General features: G+C 69.6%; 17 protein-coding genes and 1 pseudogene. 14 read left to right on the top strand and 4 right to left on the bottom strand.

The features are described from left to right. The first annotated feature begins 118 nt into the window (after positions 1-118). The 12 genes and pseudogenes from SSP08S_RS42290 to pstB all read left to right on the top strand — a co-directional run bounded on the left by SSP08S_RS42290 (position 119) and on the right by pstB (position 12,830). Positions 119-505, top strand: a complete 387-nt coding sequence (locus SSP08S_RS42290) for a GntR family transcriptional regulator (RefSeq protein ID WP_019073708.1) — start codon at positions 119-121, stop codon at positions 503-505. Then, positions 502-999 (top strand): annotated as a pseudogene (locus SSP08S_RS64820) (ATP-binding cassette domain-containing protein); the annotation flags it as partial. The gene SSP08S_RS42290 and the pseudogene SSP08S_RS64820, both read left to right, overlap by 4 nt. Positions 1,000-1,534: 535 nt before the next feature. Beyond that, on the top strand, positions 1,535-2,557 hold the full coding sequence (locus SSP08S_RS42280) for an ABC-2 membrane transporter-related protein (protein ID WP_019073706.1): 1,023 nt from the start codon (positions 1,535-1,537) through the stop codon (positions 2,555-2,557). Next, on the top strand, positions 2,554-3,312 hold the full coding sequence (locus tag SSP08S_RS42275) for an ABC-2 membrane transporter-related protein (RefSeq protein ID WP_019073705.1): 759 nt from the start codon (positions 2,554-2,556) through the stop codon (positions 3,310-3,312). The genes SSP08S_RS42280 and SSP08S_RS42275 overlap by 4 nt, the downstream gene beginning before the upstream one ends. Beyond that, positions 3,309-4,265 (top strand): ABC-2 membrane transporter-related protein, encoded by a 957-nt coding sequence (locus tag SSP08S_RS42270; protein ID WP_019073704.1) that lies wholly within the window; start codon positions 3,309-3,311, stop codon positions 4,263-4,265. Before SSP08S_RS42275 ends, SSP08S_RS42270 begins: the two co-directional genes overlap by 4 nt. A 139-nt stretch (positions 4,266-4,404) precedes the next feature. Continuing rightward, entirely contained in the window at positions 4,405-6,765 is a 2,361-nt protein-coding gene (locus SSP08S_RS42265; RefSeq protein ID WP_086022060.1) for an RNA degradosome polyphosphate kinase, read from the top strand. Then, on the top strand, positions 6,746-7,858 hold the full coding sequence (locus tag SSP08S_RS42260) for a CHAD domain-containing protein (RefSeq protein WP_026179307.1): 1,113 nt from the start codon (positions 6,746-6,748) through the stop codon (positions 7,856-7,858). The genes SSP08S_RS42265 and SSP08S_RS42260 overlap by 20 nt, the downstream gene beginning before the upstream one ends. Positions 7,859-7,899: 41 nt before the next feature. Next, positions 7,900-8,340 carry an NUDIX hydrolase gene (locus SSP08S_RS42255; RefSeq protein WP_019073701.1) on the top strand — a complete coding sequence of 147 codons (441 nt, stop codon included), beginning with the start codon at positions 7,900-7,902 and terminating at the stop codon, positions 8,338-8,340. A gap of 356 nt (positions 8,341-8,696) precedes the next feature. Continuing rightward, positions 8,697-9,827 (top strand): phosphate ABC transporter substrate-binding protein PstS, encoded by a 1,131-nt coding sequence (gene pstS / locus SSP08S_RS42250; protein WP_019073700.1) that lies wholly within the window; start codon positions 8,697-8,699, stop codon positions 9,825-9,827. Between the two features lie 108 nt (positions 9,828-9,935). Continuing rightward, positions 9,936-10,946: a phosphate ABC transporter permease subunit PstC gene (gene pstC / locus SSP08S_RS42245; RefSeq protein WP_019073699.1), complete on the top strand. Its 1,011-nt coding sequence runs from the start codon at positions 9,936-9,938 to the stop codon at positions 10,944-10,946. Continuing rightward, the gene (gene pstA / locus SSP08S_RS42240) at positions 10,943-12,004 is read left to right on the top strand and encodes a phosphate ABC transporter permease PstA (RefSeq protein ID WP_019073698.1); all 1,062 of its coding nucleotides are present in this window, start codon (positions 10,943-10,945) and stop codon (positions 12,002-12,004) included. The genes pstC and pstA overlap by 4 nt, the downstream gene beginning before the upstream one ends. A gap of 49 nt (positions 12,005-12,053) precedes the next feature. Continuing rightward, positions 12,054-12,830, top strand: coding sequence for a phosphate ABC transporter ATP-binding protein PstB (pstB, locus tag SSP08S_RS42235; protein WP_019073697.1), 777 nt, complete (start codon positions 12,054-12,056; stop codon positions 12,828-12,830). Between the two features lie 261 nt (positions 12,831-13,091). On the opposite strand, the gene SSP08S_RS42230 is transcribed toward pstB, so the two are convergent. Both SSP08S_RS42230 and SSP08S_RS42225 read right to left on the bottom strand, forming a co-directional pair. Further along, positions 13,092-14,090, bottom strand: coding sequence for an inorganic phosphate transporter (locus tag SSP08S_RS42230; protein ID WP_019073696.1), 999 nt, complete (start codon positions 14,088-14,090; stop codon positions 13,092-13,094). A 7-nt stretch (positions 14,091-14,097) separates the two neighbouring features. Then, the gene (locus tag SSP08S_RS42225; protein WP_026151758.1) at positions 14,098-14,718 is read right to left on the bottom strand and encodes a DUF47 domain-containing protein; all 621 of its coding nucleotides are present in this window, start codon (positions 14,716-14,718) and stop codon (positions 14,098-14,100) included. 206 nt (positions 14,719-14,924) lie between these two features. Here SSP08S_RS42225 and SSP08S_RS42220 point away from each other — a divergent pair, with 206 nt between their 5' ends. Further along, a complete protein-coding gene (locus SSP08S_RS42220; protein WP_026179306.1) occupies positions 14,925-15,278 on the top strand; it encodes a metal-sensitive transcriptional regulator in 354 nt (117 codons plus the stop codon). On the opposite strand, the gene SSP08S_RS42215 is transcribed toward SSP08S_RS42220, so the two are convergent. Both SSP08S_RS42215 and SSP08S_RS42210 read right to left on the bottom strand, forming a co-directional pair. Further along, a complete protein-coding gene (locus SSP08S_RS42215; protein ID WP_019073694.1) occupies positions 15,275-15,454 on the bottom strand; it encodes a hypothetical protein in 180 nt (59 codons plus the stop codon). The genes SSP08S_RS42220 and SSP08S_RS42215 overlap by 4 nt on opposite strands. A gap of 105 nt (positions 15,455-15,559) precedes the next feature. After that, positions 15,560-16,405 (bottom strand): SCO4651 family lipoprotein, encoded by an 846-nt coding sequence (locus SSP08S_RS42210; protein ID WP_026179305.1) that lies wholly within the window; start codon positions 16,403-16,405, stop codon positions 15,560-15,562. A gap of 395 nt (positions 16,406-16,800) precedes the next feature. Between SSP08S_RS42210 and SSP08S_RS42205 the strand changes: the two genes are divergently transcribed. Continuing rightward, positions 16,801-18,366, top strand: coding sequence for an FAD-binding oxidoreductase (locus SSP08S_RS42205; protein WP_019073692.1), 1,566 nt, complete (start codon positions 16,801-16,803; stop codon positions 18,364-18,366). Positions 18,367-18,406: the final 40 nt, after the last annotated feature.

Below are 18,406 nucleotides of genomic sequence, written 5' to 3'. Positions count from 1 at the left end.
TCATCGCACGAGCCCCGCCGACCGGTTCACGGATCGGCGCACAGATCTCTCTTGACTTTCTCAGCCCTTCTGCACCACCCTTTCACTACTCAATTAGTGAAAGGGTGGTGGAACCCCAGTGGTCGAGTACCGCATCGACCGGCACAGCGGCGTGGCCACCTATGTCCAGATCGTCCAGCAGACCAAGCAGGCGCTGCGCCTGGGCATGCTGGAGCCCGGCGACAAGCTGCCGACGGCCCGCGAGGTCGTCGAGGCCACCGCCATCAACCCCAACACCGTCCTCAAGGCCTACCGCGAGCTGGAGCGCGAGGGACTGGTCGAGGCCCGCCGGGGCCTGGGCACCTTCGTCCGCAAGGGGTTGAGCACCACGCCCGCCGACTCGCCCCTGCGCTTGGAGCTGGACGACTGGGCCGAGCGGGCCCGGGAGGCCGGGCTCGGCCGGGACGACATCGCCGCGCTCTTCACCGCCGTACTCGAAAAGCACTTCCAAGGAGAACCTTCATGACAGGCACCGCCGCGATAGAGGCCGCCGCGCTCGGCAAGCGGTTCGGCCGGCGGGGAGGCTGGGCGCTGCGGGACTGCGCGTTCCGGCTGCCGGCCGGGCGCGTCTGCGCGGTCGTCGGACCGAACGGCGCGGGCAAGTCCACGCTCCTCGCCCTGGCCGCCGGACTGCTGGCCCCCAGCGAGGGCGAGATCACCGTCCTCGGCGGACGTCCGGGCGCGGCCCGCGAGCGGGTCTCCTACGTCGCCCAGGACAAGCCCCTCTATCCGCAGCTCACGGTCGCCGAGACGCTGCGGATGGGCGCCGACCTCAACACCGACCGCTGGGACGCCTCTGTCGCCGAGCGGGTCGTCGCGGACGGCGACCTCAACCCGAAGTCGAACATCCGGGCCCTCTCCGGCGGCCAGCGCACCCGGGTCGCGCTCGCCCTCGCGCTGGCCAAGCGGCCCGAACTGCTGCTCCTGGACGAGCCGATGGCCGACCTGGACCCGCTGGCCCGGCACCAGATGATGGGCCTCCTCATGGCGCAGGCCGCCGAGTCCGGCACCACGATCGTGATGTCCTCGCACGTGCTGGCCGAGCTGGAGGACTCCTGCGACCACCTGCTCCTGGTCGACGGCGGCCAGGTCCGGATCGCCGGTGAGATCGACGAGCTGCTGGCCGCGCACCGGCGTGTGTCCGCGCCCGCCGACACCGTCCTCGACGCGCACACGGTCGTCGAGTCCCGCACCACCGGCCGCCAACTCACCGCCCTGATCCGCCCCTTGGCCCCGCTCGCCGCCGACTGGCAGACCGGCACGCCCACGCTGGAGGAGCTGGTCCTCTCCTACCTCCGCAACCCCCAGGCCCCCACCACCAAGACCCCGGAGACCGTCGCGTGACCGCCCTCGCCACACGGGCGGCGGCCCTGGGCCCGGCCCCGAACCCTCTGGAGTGTGGGATCTTTTCTAACCATTCACCGGCCAGGACAGCGGTTAGATCCACCCACAGCCTCCAGCAGGTACCCACCCCCGACAGCCCGGAGACCGCCGCATGACCGCCCTCGCCCCATCTCCGGCGCTCACCTCGCGCCCGGCCCGGTCCCCGCATCTGCTGCGCTGGCTGATCCGGCTGCACCGGCCCGCCCTGCTCGCCTGGATCGCCTTCGTGCTCGTCGTCGGCGGCCTGCTGCTGTGGGTGGGCGGCCCGCTCACCGACGCGTCGGCCGAGGCCTGGAAGCAGTACAACGCCTGCGGGGCGGACGGCTGCTCCTACGACGTGAAAGCGATCGGCCGCTACAAGGACTGGTACAACTACACGACCATCGCGGTCATCGCCGCCCCGTTCCTGGTCACCGCCTGGTCCGGCGCCGCGCTGGTCAGCCGCGAACTGGAAAGCGGCACCGCGCAGTTGGCCTGGACCCAGGCGGTCTCCCCGGCCCGCTGGCTCGCCGCCAAGCTCGCCGTCCCGGCCGTGCTGATCGCCGTAGGGTCCGGACTCCTCGCGGGACTGCACCACTGGGCCTGGTCGACCGGACAGGGCCGCATCGACACCGTCAAGGGCTGGCACGACCTCGGCACCTACGCGGCCAACGGCACGGCGACCGCCGCGATGGCCCTGGCCGGGCTGGTGAGCGGCGTCTTCTGGGGGCTGTACAAGCGCGAGCCCTACAGCGCGCTGTTCGGTTCGCTGATGAGCACCGGCCTCCTGTGGAGCCTCGTCGCCATCGCGACACCCCACCTGTGGCCCTCGGTCAGCAAGGTCAGCAGCCTCACACACAGCGTCCCCGCCGGTTCCGGCATCGTCGTCGACCAGGGCCTGGTCACCTCCACCGGCAAGCACCTCTCCGGTCACCTGTGCGGCAGCACCACCTACGGGCACTGCAAGACCGTCTACGCAAAGCTCGACGCGGTCGGCTACTACAACGACTACCACCCCCAATCCCACTACTGGCCACTCCAGTTGACCTCGACCGCGATCATCCTCGCCGTCACGGCCGCCCTCACCGTGGCCTCCTTCTCCCTCCTCAAGCGCCGCACCGGTTCGGCGCCCGCACGCAAGGCAGCCGCCGTATGACCGCCCTGGCCATGAGCCCCACCACCGCCCGACCACGGCGCGCCGTACTGCGGCTGCACCGGCCGGCGCTGATCGTGTGGGGGGCGTTCGTGCTGCTCGCCGTGGGCGCCCTGCTGTGGGTGCATCTGTTCCGGGCGCCGTCCGCGCGCCGCCCCGTCGACCAGTACTTCGTCTTCACCGACGTCAACAACGTCATGAACTTCCTTGGTGAGGTGCTCAGTTACACCTCGGTGGCCGTCGCTGCCTGGGCGGGCGCCGCCCTCGTCGGCCGTGAACTGGAGAACGGCGCCGCACGCTTCGCCTGGACCCAGTCCCTCACTCCGGCCCGCTGGCTCACCGCCCAACTCGGCGCGGCGGCCCTGCCGTTGACCGCCGGCACCACCCTGCTGGGCCTGGTCTACGCCTGGGTCTGGACCGCCGACCAGGACGTCCTGGTCAGCGACTGGTCCTACGACCGCGTCCTCGTCCCGGCCGGTCCGATGGCCGTGGCCCTGCTCCTCCTCGCCCTGGCCGTCGGTGCTCTCGCCGGAGTCGCGACCGGCCGCGCGCTGCCCGCCCTCTCCGTGGCCGCCGCCGTCACTTGTACGGCCCGCTACTTCTTCGGCCGCGAGTGGGACACCGTCTGGCCCGTCCGCCGCTACTGGCCGGTCCAGCTCAGCGCGACCGTCGTGCTGCTCGTCCTCACCGCGCTCGCCCTCGTGGCCGCCTACGCGCTGCTCGGCCGCCGTACCAACATCAAGGGAGCCGCCGTATGACCACCCTGGCCACCGCTCCGACGGCGCGCCCGAGACCGGCCCGCGCCTGGCGTGCCGTCGTGCGGCTGCACCGGCCCGCCCTGGTCTTCTGGGCGCTCTTCGTCGCCTTGGTCTCGGCGGTGCTCCTGTGGGCGTACGGCCCGGGAGGGAACGCGGCCGCCGCCGCGTGGCGGCGGCCGTGCACCGTCGACCTCTGTGACGTGGGATACGCGGTCGACTTCTACCACCTCGCCTACCGGTTCTGCGAGGCCCTGATCACCTTCCTGCCGGTCCTCGTCGCCCTCTGGGCGGGCAGCATGCTGATCGGCCGCGAACTGGAGAACGGCACCGCGGAGCTCGCCTGGAGCCAGTCGGTCAGCCCGGCCCGCTGGCTGCTGGCCAAGCTCGCCGTCCCGGCCGCACTGCTCACCGCGGGCACCACCCTGCTCGTCCTGCTGCACCGCCTGCTCTTCGACGCGCACCAGGTGCCGAAGGGCTGGAACTGGTCCGACAGCGGCACCTTCGAGGCCAACGGGCCGATCGCCGTCGCGTACCCGCTGCTCGGCCTCGCCCTCGGCGCCCTCGCGGGCCTGATCGCGCACCGCGCCGTACGCGGCCTGATCGGCGGCCTGCTGGCCAACGCGACCGCGACCACCCTCATCGGCCTGGCGGGCCCGCACCTCGTGCCGTGGCGGATCGGCGTCGGCGACCTGAAGGAGGGCTACGCGGCACCGTCCGGCGTCGTCCACGGCGGCGAAGGGGCCGTCACCTCGGCCGGCGCCCACATCCCCGACCCGTGCACCGGCGCCGGAAAGGCCTGCCCGGCCGCCCACGACATCGTCGGCTACTACAGCGAGTACCACCCCTCCTCCCAGTTCTGGCCCCTCCAGCTCACCGAGACCGCCCTGATCCTCGCGGTCACCGCGCTGGCCACCGCCGCCGCCTTCACCCTGCTCCGCCGCCGCACCTCCTGACCGGATCCCGCCTCCCGGTGGCTCCCAGGCATCCGTTACGTTCGTTTCGGTGGCGTAGACGTCCGGGAGCCGCCCTGCGATATCCCGCACGCCATGTCGCCGTAACCATTGGTTCAGACGGGCTTGCGACGCTCGGCGAATGAAGCCCGCCGTGCCAGAGCCTTCGCCGCCTCCCGAGGTGAACGGGAGCAACAGGGCTGTTCTCCCCCTCCTTCCGGCGCTCTCCGACGCGCCCGTATCGCCGGTGGCGCGGAACAATGGGCACATGAGCAGCCAGCCCAACGCCCAGGCACAGGTCCAGCACGCGCAGCCCTCCGTGGGCTCCATAGCCGCCCACCGCCCGCACACCGTGTCGGCGGCGGTCTCCGATCTGGAACCCGACATCGACGCCGACCTCGACGAGTACGAGGAGTCGCCGTACGACGGGCCCCAGCTCCCGCAGGGCCGCTTCCTGGACCGGGAGCGGAGCTGGCTCGCGTTCAACGAGAGAGTCCTGGAGCTCGCCGAGGACCCGAACACCCCTCTTCTGGAGCGGGCGAACTTCCTCGCGATCTTCGCCAGCAACCTCGACGAGTTCTTCATGGTCCGGGTGGCGGGCCTGAAGCGCCGTATCGCCACTGGTGTCGCCACCCGCTCCGCGTCCGGCCTCCAGCCGCGCGAGGTGCTGGAGATGATCTGGGCCCGCTCGCGCGAGCTGATGGCCCGGCACGCCGCCTGCTACCACGAGGACATCGCCCCCGCGCTGGCGGAGGAGGGCATCCACCTGGTCCGCTGGAACGAGCTGACCGAGAAGGAACAGGCGCGCCTCTTCACCCTGTTCCGGCACCAGATCTTCCCCGTGCTGACCCCGCTGGCCGTCGACCCCGCGCACCCCTTCCCGTACATCTCGGGACTCTCGCTGAACCTCGCCGTCGTCGTCCGCAACCCGGTCACCGGCCACCGCCACTTCGCGCGCGTCAAGGTGCCGCCGCTGCTCTCCCGCTTCCTGGAGTCCTCGCCGGGCCGGTACGTCCCCCTGGAGGACGTCATCGCCGCCCATCTGGAGGAACTCTTCCCGGGCATGGAGATCCTGGAGCACCACGCGTTCCGGCTGACCCGCAACGAGGACCTCGAGGTCGAGGAGGACGACGCCGAGAACCTGCTCCAGGCCCTGGAGAAGGAACTCATGCGCCGCCGCTTCGGACCGCCGGTGCGCCTGGAGGTCGAGGAGTCCATCGACCGCGAGGTGCTCGACCTGCTGGTGCGCGAACTGAAGATCAGCGAGGCCGAGGTCTACCCGCTGCCCGGCCCGCTCGACCTCACCGGCCTGTTCCGCATCGGCTCCCTCGACCGGCCCGAGCTGAAGTACCCCAAGTTCATCGCGGGCACCCAGCGCGACCTCGCCGAGGTCGAGACCGCGTCCGCGCCCGACATCTTCGGCGCCCTGCGCAACCGGGACGTGCTGCTGCACCACCCGTACGACTCCTTCTCCACCTCCGTGCAGCGGTTCCTGGAGCAGGCGGCCAACGACGACGACGTCCTCGCCATCAAGCAGACCCTGTACCGCACCTCGGGCGACTCCCCGATCGTGGACGCGCTCATAGAGGCCGCCGAGGCCGGCAAGCAGGTCCTCGTCCTGGTCGAGATCAAGGCCCGCTTCGACGAGCACGCCAACATCAAGTGGGCGCGCAAGCTGGAGGAGGCGGGCTGCCATGTCGTCTACGGCCTGGTCGGCCTGAAGACCCACTGCAAGCTGTCGCTCGTGGTCCGCCAGGAGGGCGACACGCTCCGCCGCTACAGCCATGTCGGCACCGGCAACTACCACCCGAAGACGGCCCGCCTCTACGAGGACCTCGGCCTGCTGACCGCGGACCCCCAGGTCGGCGCCGACCTCTCGGACCTCTTCAACCGGCTGTCCGGATACTCGCGCCGCGAGACCTACCGCCGGCTGCTGGTCGCCCCCAAGTCCCTGCGCGACGGCCTGATCGCCCGGATCAACAAGGAGGTCCAGCACCACCGTGCCGGACGCCCCGCGTTCATCCGCATCAAGGTCAACTCGATGGTGGACGAGGCGATCATCGACTCGCTCTACCGCGCGTCCCAGGCGGGCGTCCCGGTCGACGTGTGGGTGCGCGGCATCTGCGCGGTGCGGCCCGGTGTCCCCGGCCTGTCCGAGAACATCCGCGTACGGTCCATCCTCGGCCGCTTCCTCGAACACTCCCGTGTCTTCGTCTTCGGCAACGGAGGCGAGCCCGAGGTGTGGATCGGCAGCGCCGACATGATGCACCGCAACCTCGACCGACGGATCGAGGCCCTCGTCAGGGTCACCGACCCGGCCCACCGCGCCACGATCAGCCGGCTCCTGGAGACCGGTATGTCGGACACCACCTCCTCCTGGCACCTGGGCCCGGACGGCGAATGGACCCGGCACGCGACCGACGCGGAAGGCCAACCCCTGCGCAACGTCCAGGAGATGCTCATAGACGCCCGGAGGCGCCGGCGTGGCACAGCAACACCTTGACCCGACGGATCCCACGGCCAGGTCCGTGACAGGTGACGCCCTCGCGGGCTACCTGCGCGGCCAGGCCACGGAGTTCCTCCGGGCACTGCGACTGCACCGGGAGACCGGAGGCGGCCAGAACGGCACGGAGGAGTCCGTCGACGCGGCGCGCGCCCTGCGCCACTCGGCCCGCCGGATCAGCGGCAGCCTGCACACCTTCCGGCCGCTCCTGGACGCCGACTGGTCCGAGGAGATGCGCCCCGAACTGGCGTGGCTTTCGGGCACGTTGGCGCTGGAGCACGCGTGCGCGGCCCGGCTCGAACGGCTGCTGCTCGCCCTGCACCGGCTCTCGGGCTCGGCCGCGTTCCCCGCGCAGTCGGCGGCCTCGGCCGTGGGCGGCCGGGTCACCGGCGCGGGCCGGGGCGTGCCCGCACCCGCGAACGGCCGCGGCACCGGCCCGGCCGCGCCCCCCACCGCCACCGCCGAGCGCGGCAACCTCACCGTGGGCGCGGCCAAGGCGGGCGCCCTCCTGGAGCGCCAGCTCACCCTGGCCCGGACCCGGGCCCACTCCACCGCGCTGCAGGCCCTCGGCTCCTCCCGCTTCCACGCGGTCGCCGACAAGGTCGCCGTACTGGCCAGCGAGGTCCCGCTCACCCCGACCGCCGCCTCCGCCGACCTGCGCCCGCTGGCCGCCGCCGCCGGGGAGCGCCTGAACGACGCGGTCGCCGCGCTGCCCCTGGTCACCGCCGGGCACCCGTACAACGCGGAGGCCCTCATCCACGGCCTCTCCCCCGACCCGGCCCCGCACCCCCAGGACGGCCCCTGGCACCAGGTCCGCCTGCTGCTGCGCCTGCACCGCTACGCCGGCGAGGTCCTGCACGGCGACGACCCGCCCCTGGACGTACGCCTGCTCGCGGCCGGCCAGGCCCTGAATCTGCACCGGGACGCCTCGGAGGCCGCCGCCGCGGCGGCCTCGGCGGCCCGCACCCCGCGTATCGCCCCGGCGACCGCGTACGCGCTCGGGGTGCTCCACGCCGACCAGCGCCACGAGGTGGAGGCGGCCCGTTTCGCCTTCCAGCAGTCGTGGCAGAAACGGGCGGTGGGCACCGCCTGACGCCCTGCACCAACCCGCGCGGAGGAGACGGTGAGCCTTCAGTGACTTCCTCGACGAACGACACCATCGTGCAGGCGGCCGGCTGCGTCCTGTGGCGGCACCGGTCCGCCGGGGACCTCGAACTGGCGCTGGTCCACCGGCCCAAGTGGGACGACTGGTCCTGGCCCAAGGGCAAGCTCAAGCGCGGCGAGACGTTCGAGGAGGCGGCCCGCCGCGAAGTCCTGGAGGAGACCGGCCACACCTGCCGGCTGGGCACAAGGCTCCCCCCGGCCCGCTACACCGACCACCACGGGCGCCCCAAGGAGGTCCGCTACTGGGCGGCGGAGACGACCGGCGGGACCTTCGCGCCCAACGACGAGGTCGACGCGCTCGTCTGGCTCAGGCCGGCCGAGGCCCACGAGCGCCTCACCTACGAGCGGGACCGGGACCTGATCTCCCTCGCGCTGATGGCCGTCGGCACGGACGAGGACCCGCCCGGCTGACCCCGTCCCCTGGGCTGCCGCGCCGCTCACCTCGCGTTACGTTGCGAGAAGACGCCCGCAGCAGGGCCGTCGCCCAACCGAGGGAACGCCCGCTCGTGGACGCGCTTTCGGGCCCGCCGTACGTGGCATAGTCCGGAATCGGGTCGTGTCCTCGACGTGAGCGTTCCGTGACCTAACCGCACCGCCCACAGGGGTTCACCCTCCGTTCACTTATGCCCATAGGCGCCTTCACCTGTTCTGCCTAATTTCGGCCTTACGCGATGCGAGCCGCGACCTGGGGGTCGCTACCCGCGTCACCCACGTCTTCGCACGCCGCCGGAATTCAGGACGGCGGCTCTCGGAAGGAATTCTTTCAAGTGAAGCTTCAGCGCATGAACCGGCGGGCCCTCACCCTCGGTGCTCTCGCGGTCTCCGGCGCCCTGGCCCTCACGGCGTGCGGCTCGGACGACAACGGCGGCAGCTCGAACAGCAGCTCCTCGTCGACGACCAACGCCAGCTCGGCCATCTGCGGCGACGCGAAGAAGGGCCAGCAGCTGCTCGCCGACGGCTCGTCCGCGCAGAAGAACGCGATCGACGCGTGGGTCAAGACGTTCAGCCAGACCTGTGGCGTCCAGATCAACTACAAGGGCGGCGGCTCCGGCGCCGGCGTCACCTCCTTCAACCAGGGTCAGCTGGCGTTCGCCGGTTCCGACTCGGCGCTGAAGCCCGAAGAGGTCACCGCCTCCAAGCAGGTCTGCTCCGGCGGCCAGGGCATCGACCTCCCGATGGTCGGCGGCCCGATCGCGCTCGGCTACAACGTCCCGGGTGTCGACAACCTGGTCCTGGACGCCCCGACGCTCGCCAAGATCTTCGACAGCAAGATCACCAAGTGGAACGACGCGGCGATCAAGAAGCTGAACCCGTCCGCCACGCTGCCCGACCTCAAGATCCAGGCGTTCCACCGCTCGGACGAGTCCGGCACCACGGACAACTTCACCAAGTACCTGATCGCCACCACCCCGGACAACTGGAAGTACTCCGGCGGCAAGGCCTGGCAGGCCAAGGGCGGCCAGTCGGCGGCCGGCTCCGCGGGTGTGGCCGCGGGCGTCAAGCAGACCTCCGGCGCCATCGGTTACTTCGAGCTCTCCTACGTCGCGGACGGCGTCAAGCCCGTCAGCATCAACACCGGCGCCTCGGCCCCGGTCGCGCCCAGCACCGACAGCGCCACCAAGGACATCGCCGCCGCCAAGATCGTCGGCACCGGCAACGACCTGAAGCTGCAGCTGGACTACAACACCAAGGCCGAGGGCGCGTACCCGATCACCCTGGTGACGTACGAGATCGTCTGCGACAAGGGCAACAAGTCCGACACCCTGGCCGCCACGAAGGCGTTCCTCACCTACATCGCCAGCGAGGACGGCCAGAAGGTCCTCTCCGGCATCGACTACGCGCCGATCCCCGACGCGATCATCGCCAAGGTTCGCACCACCATCGCGAGCATCAGCTAGTCCGAGTGTGCGGCCGGGTCCCGTCCCAGGGGCCCGGCCGCACCGTCCGGTGCACCGCCGCCACGGACCGCACACCGCACGTGTGGACCCGCAGACCGGAGAATCCCGATGGATATATCGACAAAGAACCCTGAAGAAGCACCCCCTCCCACCCCTGAGCCCTCCACCGCGGAGCGGAAGCGCACCGCCCGCGGCGCCACCCGACCCGGTGACCGGATCTTCCTCGGTATCTCCCGCGGGTCGGGCATCCTGCTGCTGGTGATCATGGCCGCCATCGCGGTCTTCCTCACCTACCGCGCCTCGCTCGCGATCAGCAAGGACCACGCGAACTTCCTCACCACCTTCGAGTGGAACACCGGCCTGGTCCCGCCGAAGTTCGGCATCGCCGTCCTGGCGTTCGGCACGGTGGTGTCCTCGATCATCGCCATGGTCATCGCGGTCCCGATCGCGGTCGCCATCGCCCTGTTCACCACGCACTACGCCCCGCGCAGGCTCCGCGGCCCGGTCTCCTACGTGATCGACCTGCTGGCCGCCGTACCGTCCATCGTGTACGGCCTCTGGGGCGCCCTGATCCTCGTACCGCACATGATCGGCCTCTTCGGCTGGCTGAACGACTACTTCGGCTGGACCGGGATCTTCTCCTGGGAAGAGGGCGCGCCCCGCTCGATGCTCACCGTCGGCATCCTGCTCGCGATCATGATCCTGCCGATCATCACCAACGTCAGCCGCGAGGTCTTCCGCCAGGCCCCGCAGATGATCGAAGAAGCGGCTCTCGCCCTCGGCGCCACCCGCTGGGAGGTCATCCGCATGGCGGTGATCCCCTTCGGCCGCTCCGGCGTGATCTCCGCCTCGATGCTCGGCCTCGGCCGCGCGCTCGGCGAGACGATGGCCGTCGCCACCGTGCTCTCCCCGGACTTCATCATCCACGCCAGCCTGCTCAACCCGGGCGGCGGAACCTTCGCCCAGAACATCGCCAGCAAGTTCAGCGAGGCGACACCGTTCGGCCGTGACGCGCTGATCGCGTCCGGTCTCGTCCTGTTCGTCATCACCTTGCTGGTCAACGGTGCGGCCCGGCTCATCATCGCCCGCCGTGCGGAGTACTCGGGGGCCAACGCATGAGCAACGCAGCCGTAGCCGACAAGCCCGTGAGCACCCTGCAGGGCGCGACCCTCCCCAAGTGGTCGCCGTACGCCATCGCCGGCGGCTCCATCGTGGTGGCCGTCCTCATCGGACTGCTCGGCAGCCTGGACAGCAAGATCCAGTGGGGCCTGATCGCGGCGATCCTCTTCGTCGTCGGCACGTACGTCATCGCCGCGCGCGTCGAGGGCTCCCGCCAGGCCAAGGACCGCATCGCGACCAGCCTCGTCTGGGTCGCCTTCCTCCTCGCCGTCGTACCGCTCGTCTCCCTGCTCTGGACGACGATCGCACGCGGCGTGAAGGTCCTCGACATCTACTTCCTGACCCACTCGATGGGTGTGGTCGGCGACACCGAGCCCGGCGGCGGTATCTACCACGCCATCATCGGCAGCCTGGAGCAGGTCGGCCTCGCCACCCTGATCGGCGCCCCGATCGGTGTGCTCACCGCGATCTACCTCGTCGAGTACGGACAGGGCAAGCTCTCCAAGGCGATCACGTTCTTCGTCGACGTCATGACGGGCATCCCGTCGATCGTCGCGGGTCTGTTCATCCTGTCCCTCATGCTCATGTGGGACATGCAGCCCTTCGGCTTCGCCGGTTCCTGCGCCCTGGCCATCCTGATGATGCCGGTCGTGGTCCGCTCCACCGAGGAGATGCTGAAGCTCGTCCCGAACGAGCTGCGTGAAGCGTCCCTCGCCCTGGGCATCCCGAAGTGGCGCACGATCCTGAAGGTGGTCCTTCCGACGGCTATCGGTGGTATCACCACGGGCATCATGCTGTCGGTGGCACGCATCGCCGGTGAGACCGCGCCCGTCCTGCTGCTGGTGTTCGGCAACCCGTTCATCAACAACGACCCGTTCCACGGGGCGCAGGCGTCGCTGCCGCTGTACATCTACCAGCAGTTCGCGCAGAGCGCGGGTTCCGGTGCGGCCTACGACCGTGCCTGGGCCGCGTCCCTCACGCTGATCGCCTTCGTGATGATCCTCAACCTGGTGGCCCGCGGCATCGCCCGCTGGAAGGCCCCCAAGACCGGTCGCTGACCGCGACCTCCTCAGCGACCGTTCTGAACCCCCTGGAAGTGAAGCAGTCATGGCCAAGCGAATCGACGTCAGTGGGCTCACCGCCTACTACGGCTCCCACAAGGCAATCGAAGACATCTCGATGACGGTCGAGCCCCGCACGGTGACGGCCTTCATCGGCCCCTCCGGCTGCGGCAAGTCGACCTTCCTGCGCACGCTCAACCGTATGCACGAGGTCACGCCCGGCGGCCGGGTCGAGGGCAAGGTGCTCCTGGACGACGAGGACCTCTACGGCCACGCCATCGACCCGGTGTCCGTGCGCCGCGAGATCGGCATGGTCTTCCAGCGCCCGAACCCCTTCCCCACGATGTCGATCTTCGACAATGTGGCGGCGGGTCTGCGGCTCGCCGGCTCGTACAAGAAGAGCGAGCTGACGGACGTCGTGGAGAAGTCCCTCAAGGGCGCGAACCTCTGGAACGAGGTCAAGGACCGCCTGAACAAGCCCGGTTCGGGCCTGTCGGGTGGTCAGCAGCAGCGTCTGTGCATCGCGCGGGCGATCGCGGTGGAACCGAAGGTGCTGCTCATGGACGAGCCCTGCTCGGCCCTGGACCCCATCTCCACCCTCGCGATCGAGGACCTGATCGGCGAGCTGAAGGAGCGCTTCACGATCGTCATCGTGACGCACAACATGCAGCAGGCGGCCCGTGTCTCGGACCGTACGGCCTTCTTCAACCTCGCGGCGGTCGGCCAGCCCGGCAAGCTCATCGAGATCGACGACACGGAGCGCATCTTCTCCAACCCGTCGGTCCAGGCCACGGAGGACTACATCTCGGGCCGCTTCGGCTAAACCCGGGCACTCCTCTTCAAGAACCCCTCGCGGTGCTGCATGGCGGTGCCACCGCGAGGACGAAAAGGGCCCGCCCCTGGCTCCCGGGGGCGGGCCCGTTCGTTTTGTTTTCTTTCCCACCCACCCACCCGACTCGGTCGGTCGAGAAGTCAACGATCACGTGACTCGCGTGTCTTGAATCGTTCACCCCTCGACCGACCGTAAACGGGTGGGTGGGTGGGAAACGGGGGTCCAGGGGGCGGAGCCCCTTGGTACGGCGCCCTACAGGAACGCGAGGTTCACGACCCAGAACGAGCACGCGGCGACCACCGCAGCCGCCGGCATCGTGATGAACCACCCCAGCACGATGTTCTTGGCAACCCCCCACCGCACCGCGTTCACCCGCTTCGTCGCCCCCACACCCATGATCGCCGAGGTGATGACATGCGTAGTGGAAACCGGCGCCTTGAAGAGATACGCCGTGGTGAACATGATCGCCGCACCCGTCGTCTCGGCGGCAAATCCCTGCGGCGGATCCAGCTCGATGATCTTCCGCCCCAGCGTCCGCATGATCCGCCACCCACCCGCGTACGTCCCCAGCGACAGCATCAACGCGCAGACGATCTTCACCCACACCGGAATCGGATCGCCGTAGGTCGAATGCCCGGAGATCACCAGGGCCATCACCACGACACCCATGGTCTTCTGCGCGTCCTGGAGACCGTGCCCGAGTGCCATGCCCGCCGCGGAGACGGTCTGCGCGATCCGGAACCCGCGCTTGGCCTTGTGCGGATTGGCCTTGCGGAAGATCCACATGATGGCCGTCATCACCAGATAACCGGCGACGAGCCCGACGACCGGCGACACGAACATCGGCACGATGACCTTGTCGACGACCCCGTGCCAGATGACATCGGTGCCGCCGGCCAGCGCGGCCCCCACCATCCCGCCGAACAACGCGTGCGAGGACGAGGACGGCAGCCCGAAGTACCAGGTGACCAGGTTCCAGGTGATCGCACCGATCAGCGCGGCGAAGAGGATCCCCATCCCCTTCGACCCCTCGGGCGTCTCGATCAGCCCCTCGCTGACGGTCTTGGCGACCCCGGAACCGAGAAACGCACCCGCGAGATTCATGACCGCGGCCATCGCCAGCGCCGCACGCGGAGTCAGCGCCCGCGTCGAGACGGACGTGGCGATCGCGTTCGCGGAGTCGTGAAAACCGTTCGTGTACGTGAAAAAGAGCGCGACCAGAATGGTCACGACCAGAGCGAAGGTGTCCATGAAGAGGTCAGGACTCCTTGACGGCGATGGTCTCCACCGTGTTCGCCACGTGCTCGAACGCGTCCGCCGCCTCCTCCAGCACATCCACGATCTGCTTGAGCTTGAGCACCTCGATGGCCTCGTACTTGCCGTTGAAGAGCATGGCCAGCAGCTTGCGGTGGATCTGGTCGGCCTGGTTCTCCAGCCGGTTGACCTCGATCCAGTACTCGGTGAGGTTGTCCATCGTGCGCAGGTTGGGCATGGCCTCGGCAGTGAGTTCCGCCGCCCGGGCCAGTACCTCGATCTGCTGCTCGACGCCCTTGGGCAGTTCCTCCACGTTGTAGAGGACGACCAGGTCGACGGCCTCCTCCATGAAGTCCATGATGTCGTCGAGGCAGGAAGCGAGGTTGTAGATGTCCTCGCGGTCGAAGGGCGTGATGAAGGAGGAGTTCAACTGGTGGAAGATCGCGTGCGTGGCATCGTCACCGGCATGTTCAGCGGCCCGCATACGCTCTGCGATCTCGGCCCGGCCGGCGGTGTCCGCCCCGAGCAGTTCCATGAGGAGTTTCGAGCCCGTGACGATGTTGTCCGCGGACGCGGCGAACATGTCGTAGAAGCTCGTCTCCCTGGGGGTCAGACGAAAGCGCACAAGGGGTCCTCGGGATGCATCGGTTTCGGTCAGGCTGATGCTAAGTGCATCATCCGGCCACGGCTAATGGGCCGTCCCCCAGTGTCGCCCATCAGGCACAGTGATCCGCACGGGGGCGTACCAAGGGCCCTATACCCAGCAAAGTTCGTTACGATATACCCACTAGGGGTATATGTCTGGAGGACGTGATGGACGCGACGGACGCGATGACGACCAGCGAGGCCGACGCGACGGCAGCGCCCTCCGAACCGGCCCTCGAAGCGGCCCCGGGCCCGGTCACGCACGGTTACCACAAGCAGAAGGACGAGCACCTCAAGCGGCTGCGCCGGATCGAGGGCCAGATCCGCGGACTGCAGCGCATGGTCGACGAGGACGTCTACTGCATCGACATACTCACCCAGGTGTCCGCCTCCACGAAGGCCCTGCAGTCGTTCGCGCTGCAGCTCCTGGAGGAGCACCTGCGGCACTGCGTCGCCGACGCCGCGGTCAAGGGCGGCGCGGAGATCGACGCGAAGGTCGAAGAGGCGACGAAGGCGATCGCCCGACTCCTGCGTACCTAGGCCCTGTTGGAGGCGTCCCGCTCCTCGGCCACTTTCAGCACCTCGTCGATGCTCTCCAGGCTGAGCCGGTCCTGGGCGGCCGAGGCCGCGATGATCAGGTCTCCGCACAGCTCGATCTCGGCGAGTGCCACGTGGTCCTGAACTGCCGTACCGCCGACCGGAGCCACGTGCGTCACCTCTTCTCTGCCGTCACCGACTTCCTAGAGTAGGGAGCGGTCTACACACCGCGCATGGCACGGACGGGCTAGTTCTCACACCGACTCGTCACCGATCGGTTCAGGTCACTTCTCGGCGATCTTCCCGGCGTAGATGTCCTTCGACGCCGGAAGCCGTACGTCCACGGAGGCCCCGAAGTCGTACAGCAGCGTGGTCGAGGCGACCGCCACGGTGCTGCGGCGCTGCCCGTTGACGAAGCTGAACCGCTGCCGCACCTTGCGGACGCGCCCCTGCTCGTCGAGGTAGACGTCGAAGGGCACCCGGGAAGTGGCGAACCCTTTCGCCGCCGACCTCAGAGCGGCCTCGTTCCCCGCCGAAGCACTCCTCGCGGCGACGGAGAGATCGGCGACCCCCCGATAGTGACGCACGGAAGCTCCGGCCACCTCCGTCTTCCCCAGATACGTCGCCGCAGTCGTCCCGCGCAGCACCTCGGCGGCGGCGTACGGGTCGGTGGCCCCGCCGGTCACGAGGTTGCCGTCGGACAGTGTCCCGGTGTCGACCCGCACCCACTTGTCGGCGGGCACCCCGGCGCCCCGGTTCTTCATGAACAGGGCGCCCGGCGCGAGGAGTTCGGTGATCGGCCGGTGCTCACTGGCACCGGCGGGATCCTGCGGCAACTGCACTGTCAGCCGGCCGAGCTGTCGCCGGAAGTCGTAGCCGCCCGCGCCGCGGATGGTCACGCGGGTGCCTCCGGTGGCCATCTCCATGGACGTACGGGCCTGTGAACTCCCCGCCGCGACAAGGGTGTCGGCCGCGCGCCGCACCACCGCGACCGCGTCCCCGCCACCACGCGCGTCCGCCGTCGCCGCCCTGTCGCCACCGCCGCACCCACCGGCCCCGGCACAGACCCCGACCACGAGCCCCGCCGCGACGACCGCCCCACCGGCTCGCCTGCGCTGCCGCTCCTCCATCGCTGCCGTACCCCCGGTACGTCGTCACGGGCCCCCTGTCGCAGCGCCTAACGAGCGGGCGGGTGGCCCCGTCACGCGTATCCGGGCCGGGTACAAGGACATACGGCCGCCATACGAACCCTTTACGGAACCTCGGTAACGTTGTCGGGGTGGCGCAGCAGGACGGCCGAGAGGCTCCCCCCGTACATCCGGAACATCGCACGACGCTGATCGAGCAGGGACCTTTCTGCTTCGGCCGGTGCATATGCGGCTGGCGCGGACCGGCGAGACGGGCGAGAAGCCAGGCCAGAACGGACTCCGCAGGGCATCTGTCTGTTCCTAACCCGTGACATGAGCGCGAGAACTTGTGGGGCGCCGGACGTATCTCACCTCATGGAATCCCCACAGGAGGCGAAATGGAACGGCGTACGTTCATAGGCGGCGGCGCGGCCGCGATAGCGGCGGTGGCCACGGCCGGGTGCAGCGGCAAGAGCCTGGGCATCGGCAGTGGTGACACGTCCACCGTCGCCAACACCTCCAAGACCACCGGCACCGGCATCGGCAGGCTGCCCGCCGCCGCGGCCAACTGGGCCGCCCTCGCCCGGGACCTGGACGGCACCCTGGTCCGCCCCGGTGACGCCTCCTGGAAGACGGCCCACCAGCTCTACAACACCCGCTTCGACAACCTGAAGCCGGCCGCGGTGGCCTATGTCGCGAACGCCGACGACATCCGCTCCGTCCTCTCCTACGCCCGCGCCCACAGCATCAAGGTCGCGATCCGCAACGGCGGCCACTCCTACGCCGGCTGGTCCTCCGGCGACAACCGGCTGATCGTCGACGTGTCGAAGCTGAACAAGATCCGGGCGAGCGGTTCCACCGCGGTCGTCGGCGCCGGCTCGAAGCTCATCGACGTCTACCGGGGCCTCGCCGCGAAGGGCGTGACCATACCCGCCGGCTCCTGCCCCACGGTCGGCGTCTCCGGCCTCACCCTCGGCGGCGGCCACGGCGTGGTCTCCCGGGCCTACGGCCTGACCTGCGACAGCCTCACCCAGGCCACCCTGATCACCGCCGACGGCAAGCAGCTGATCGCCAACGCGAGCGAGAACAAGGACCTGTTCTGGGCGCTGCGCGGCGCGGGCAACGGCAACTTCGGCGTCGTCACCGAGCTGCAGTTCAAGACGCACCCCGCGCCCCAGGCCGTATCGGGCTATCTGACCTGGCCGTCGTCGATGGCAGCGGCCGTGGTCAAGGCCTGGCAGGAGTGGGGCCCCGACCAGCCCGACGAGATCTGGTCGTCCTGCCACCTCTCGAACACCCCCGGCGGCACCCCCAGGGTCTCCGTCGCCGCCTTCTCCCTGGGCACCTACAACGAACTCCAGAACGCGGTCGACAAACTGGCCCACCTCGTCGGCGGCAACGCGTCGAGCGTCTCGCTCAGGCGGCACACGTACAAGGAGTCGATGGAGGCCTACGCGGGCTGCTCGTCGTTCTCCACGGACGCCCAGTGCCATCTGCCGGGCACGACCCCGGGCCGCAACCCGCAGGGCGCGCTGTCCAGGGAGACCTACACCGGCCGCTCCGACTTCTTCGACCGCTCGATCTCCGACGCCGGCATCCAGACGATGCTCGCGCAGATGCGGTCGGTCAGCGGCAACGGCGACATCGCGCTGACGGCCCTCGGCGGCGCGGTCAACCGCGTCTCCCCCACGGCGACGGCCTTCGTGCACCGCCGCTCCCGCATGCTGGCCCAGTACCTCGTCTCCTGGCCGGCCGGCACGGCAGGCGCAGCCGCGCAGTCCTGGCTGACGAGGTTCCACACCGCCATGAAGCCGTACGCCTCCGGCGCGGCCTACCAGAACTACACGGACCCGACCCTCACGGACTGGCGCAAGGCGTATTACGGGGACGCGGCAACCCGCCTGACGACATTGAAGAAGCAGTACGACCCGAATCACTTCTTCAGCTACCCACAGGGCTTGTAAGCAGGCAGTTCTGCAGGGCGCCCCTCAGGGGCGCGGGGCT

The organism is Streptomyces hokutonensis, from assembly GCF_000376565.1.
Taxonomy (GTDB): domain Bacteria; phylum Actinomycetota; class Actinomycetes; order Streptomycetales; family Streptomycetaceae; genus Streptomyces; species Streptomyces hokutonensis.
This window is presented reverse-complemented; position numbering and strand designations above follow the sequence as displayed.

Coding starts and splice junctions, on each gene's coding strand:
- SSP08S_RS42280 (WP_019073706.1), top strand. CDS start 1,535: ATGACCGCCCTCGCCCCATCTCCGGCGCTCACCTCGCGCCCGGCCCGG.
- SSP08S_RS42275 (WP_019073705.1), top strand. CDS start 2,554: ATGACCGCCCTGGCCATGAGCCCCACCACCGCCCGACCACGGCGCGCC.
- SSP08S_RS42270 (WP_019073704.1), top strand. CDS start 3,309: ATGACCACCCTGGCCACCGCTCCGACGGCGCGCCCGAGACCGGCCCGC.
- SSP08S_RS42265 (WP_086022060.1), top strand. CDS start 4,405: ATGAAGCCCGCCGTGCCAGAGCCTTCGCCGCCTCCCGAGGTGAACGGG.
- pstC (WP_019073699.1), top strand. CDS start 9,936: ATGGATATATCGACAAAGAACCCTGAAGAAGCACCCCCTCCCACCCCT.
- pstA (WP_019073698.1), top strand. CDS start 10,943: ATGAGCAACGCAGCCGTAGCCGACAAGCCCGTGAGCACCCTGCAGGGC.
- pstB (WP_019073697.1), top strand. CDS start 12,054: ATGGCCAAGCGAATCGACGTCAGTGGGCTCACCGCCTACTACGGCTCC.
- SSP08S_RS42230 (WP_019073696.1), bottom strand. CDS start 14,090: ATGGACACCTTCGCTCTGGTCGTGACCATTCTGGTCGCGCTCTTTTTC.
- SSP08S_RS42220 (WP_026179306.1), top strand. CDS start 14,925: ATGACGACCAGCGAGGCCGACGCGACGGCAGCGCCCTCCGAACCGGCC.
- SSP08S_RS42210 (WP_026179305.1), bottom strand. CDS start 16,405: ATGGAGGAGCGGCAGCGCAGGCGAGCCGGTGGGGCGGTCGTCGCGGCG.
- SSP08S_RS42205 (WP_019073692.1), top strand. CDS start 16,801: ATGGAACGGCGTACGTTCATAGGCGGCGGCGCGGCCGCGATAGCGGCG.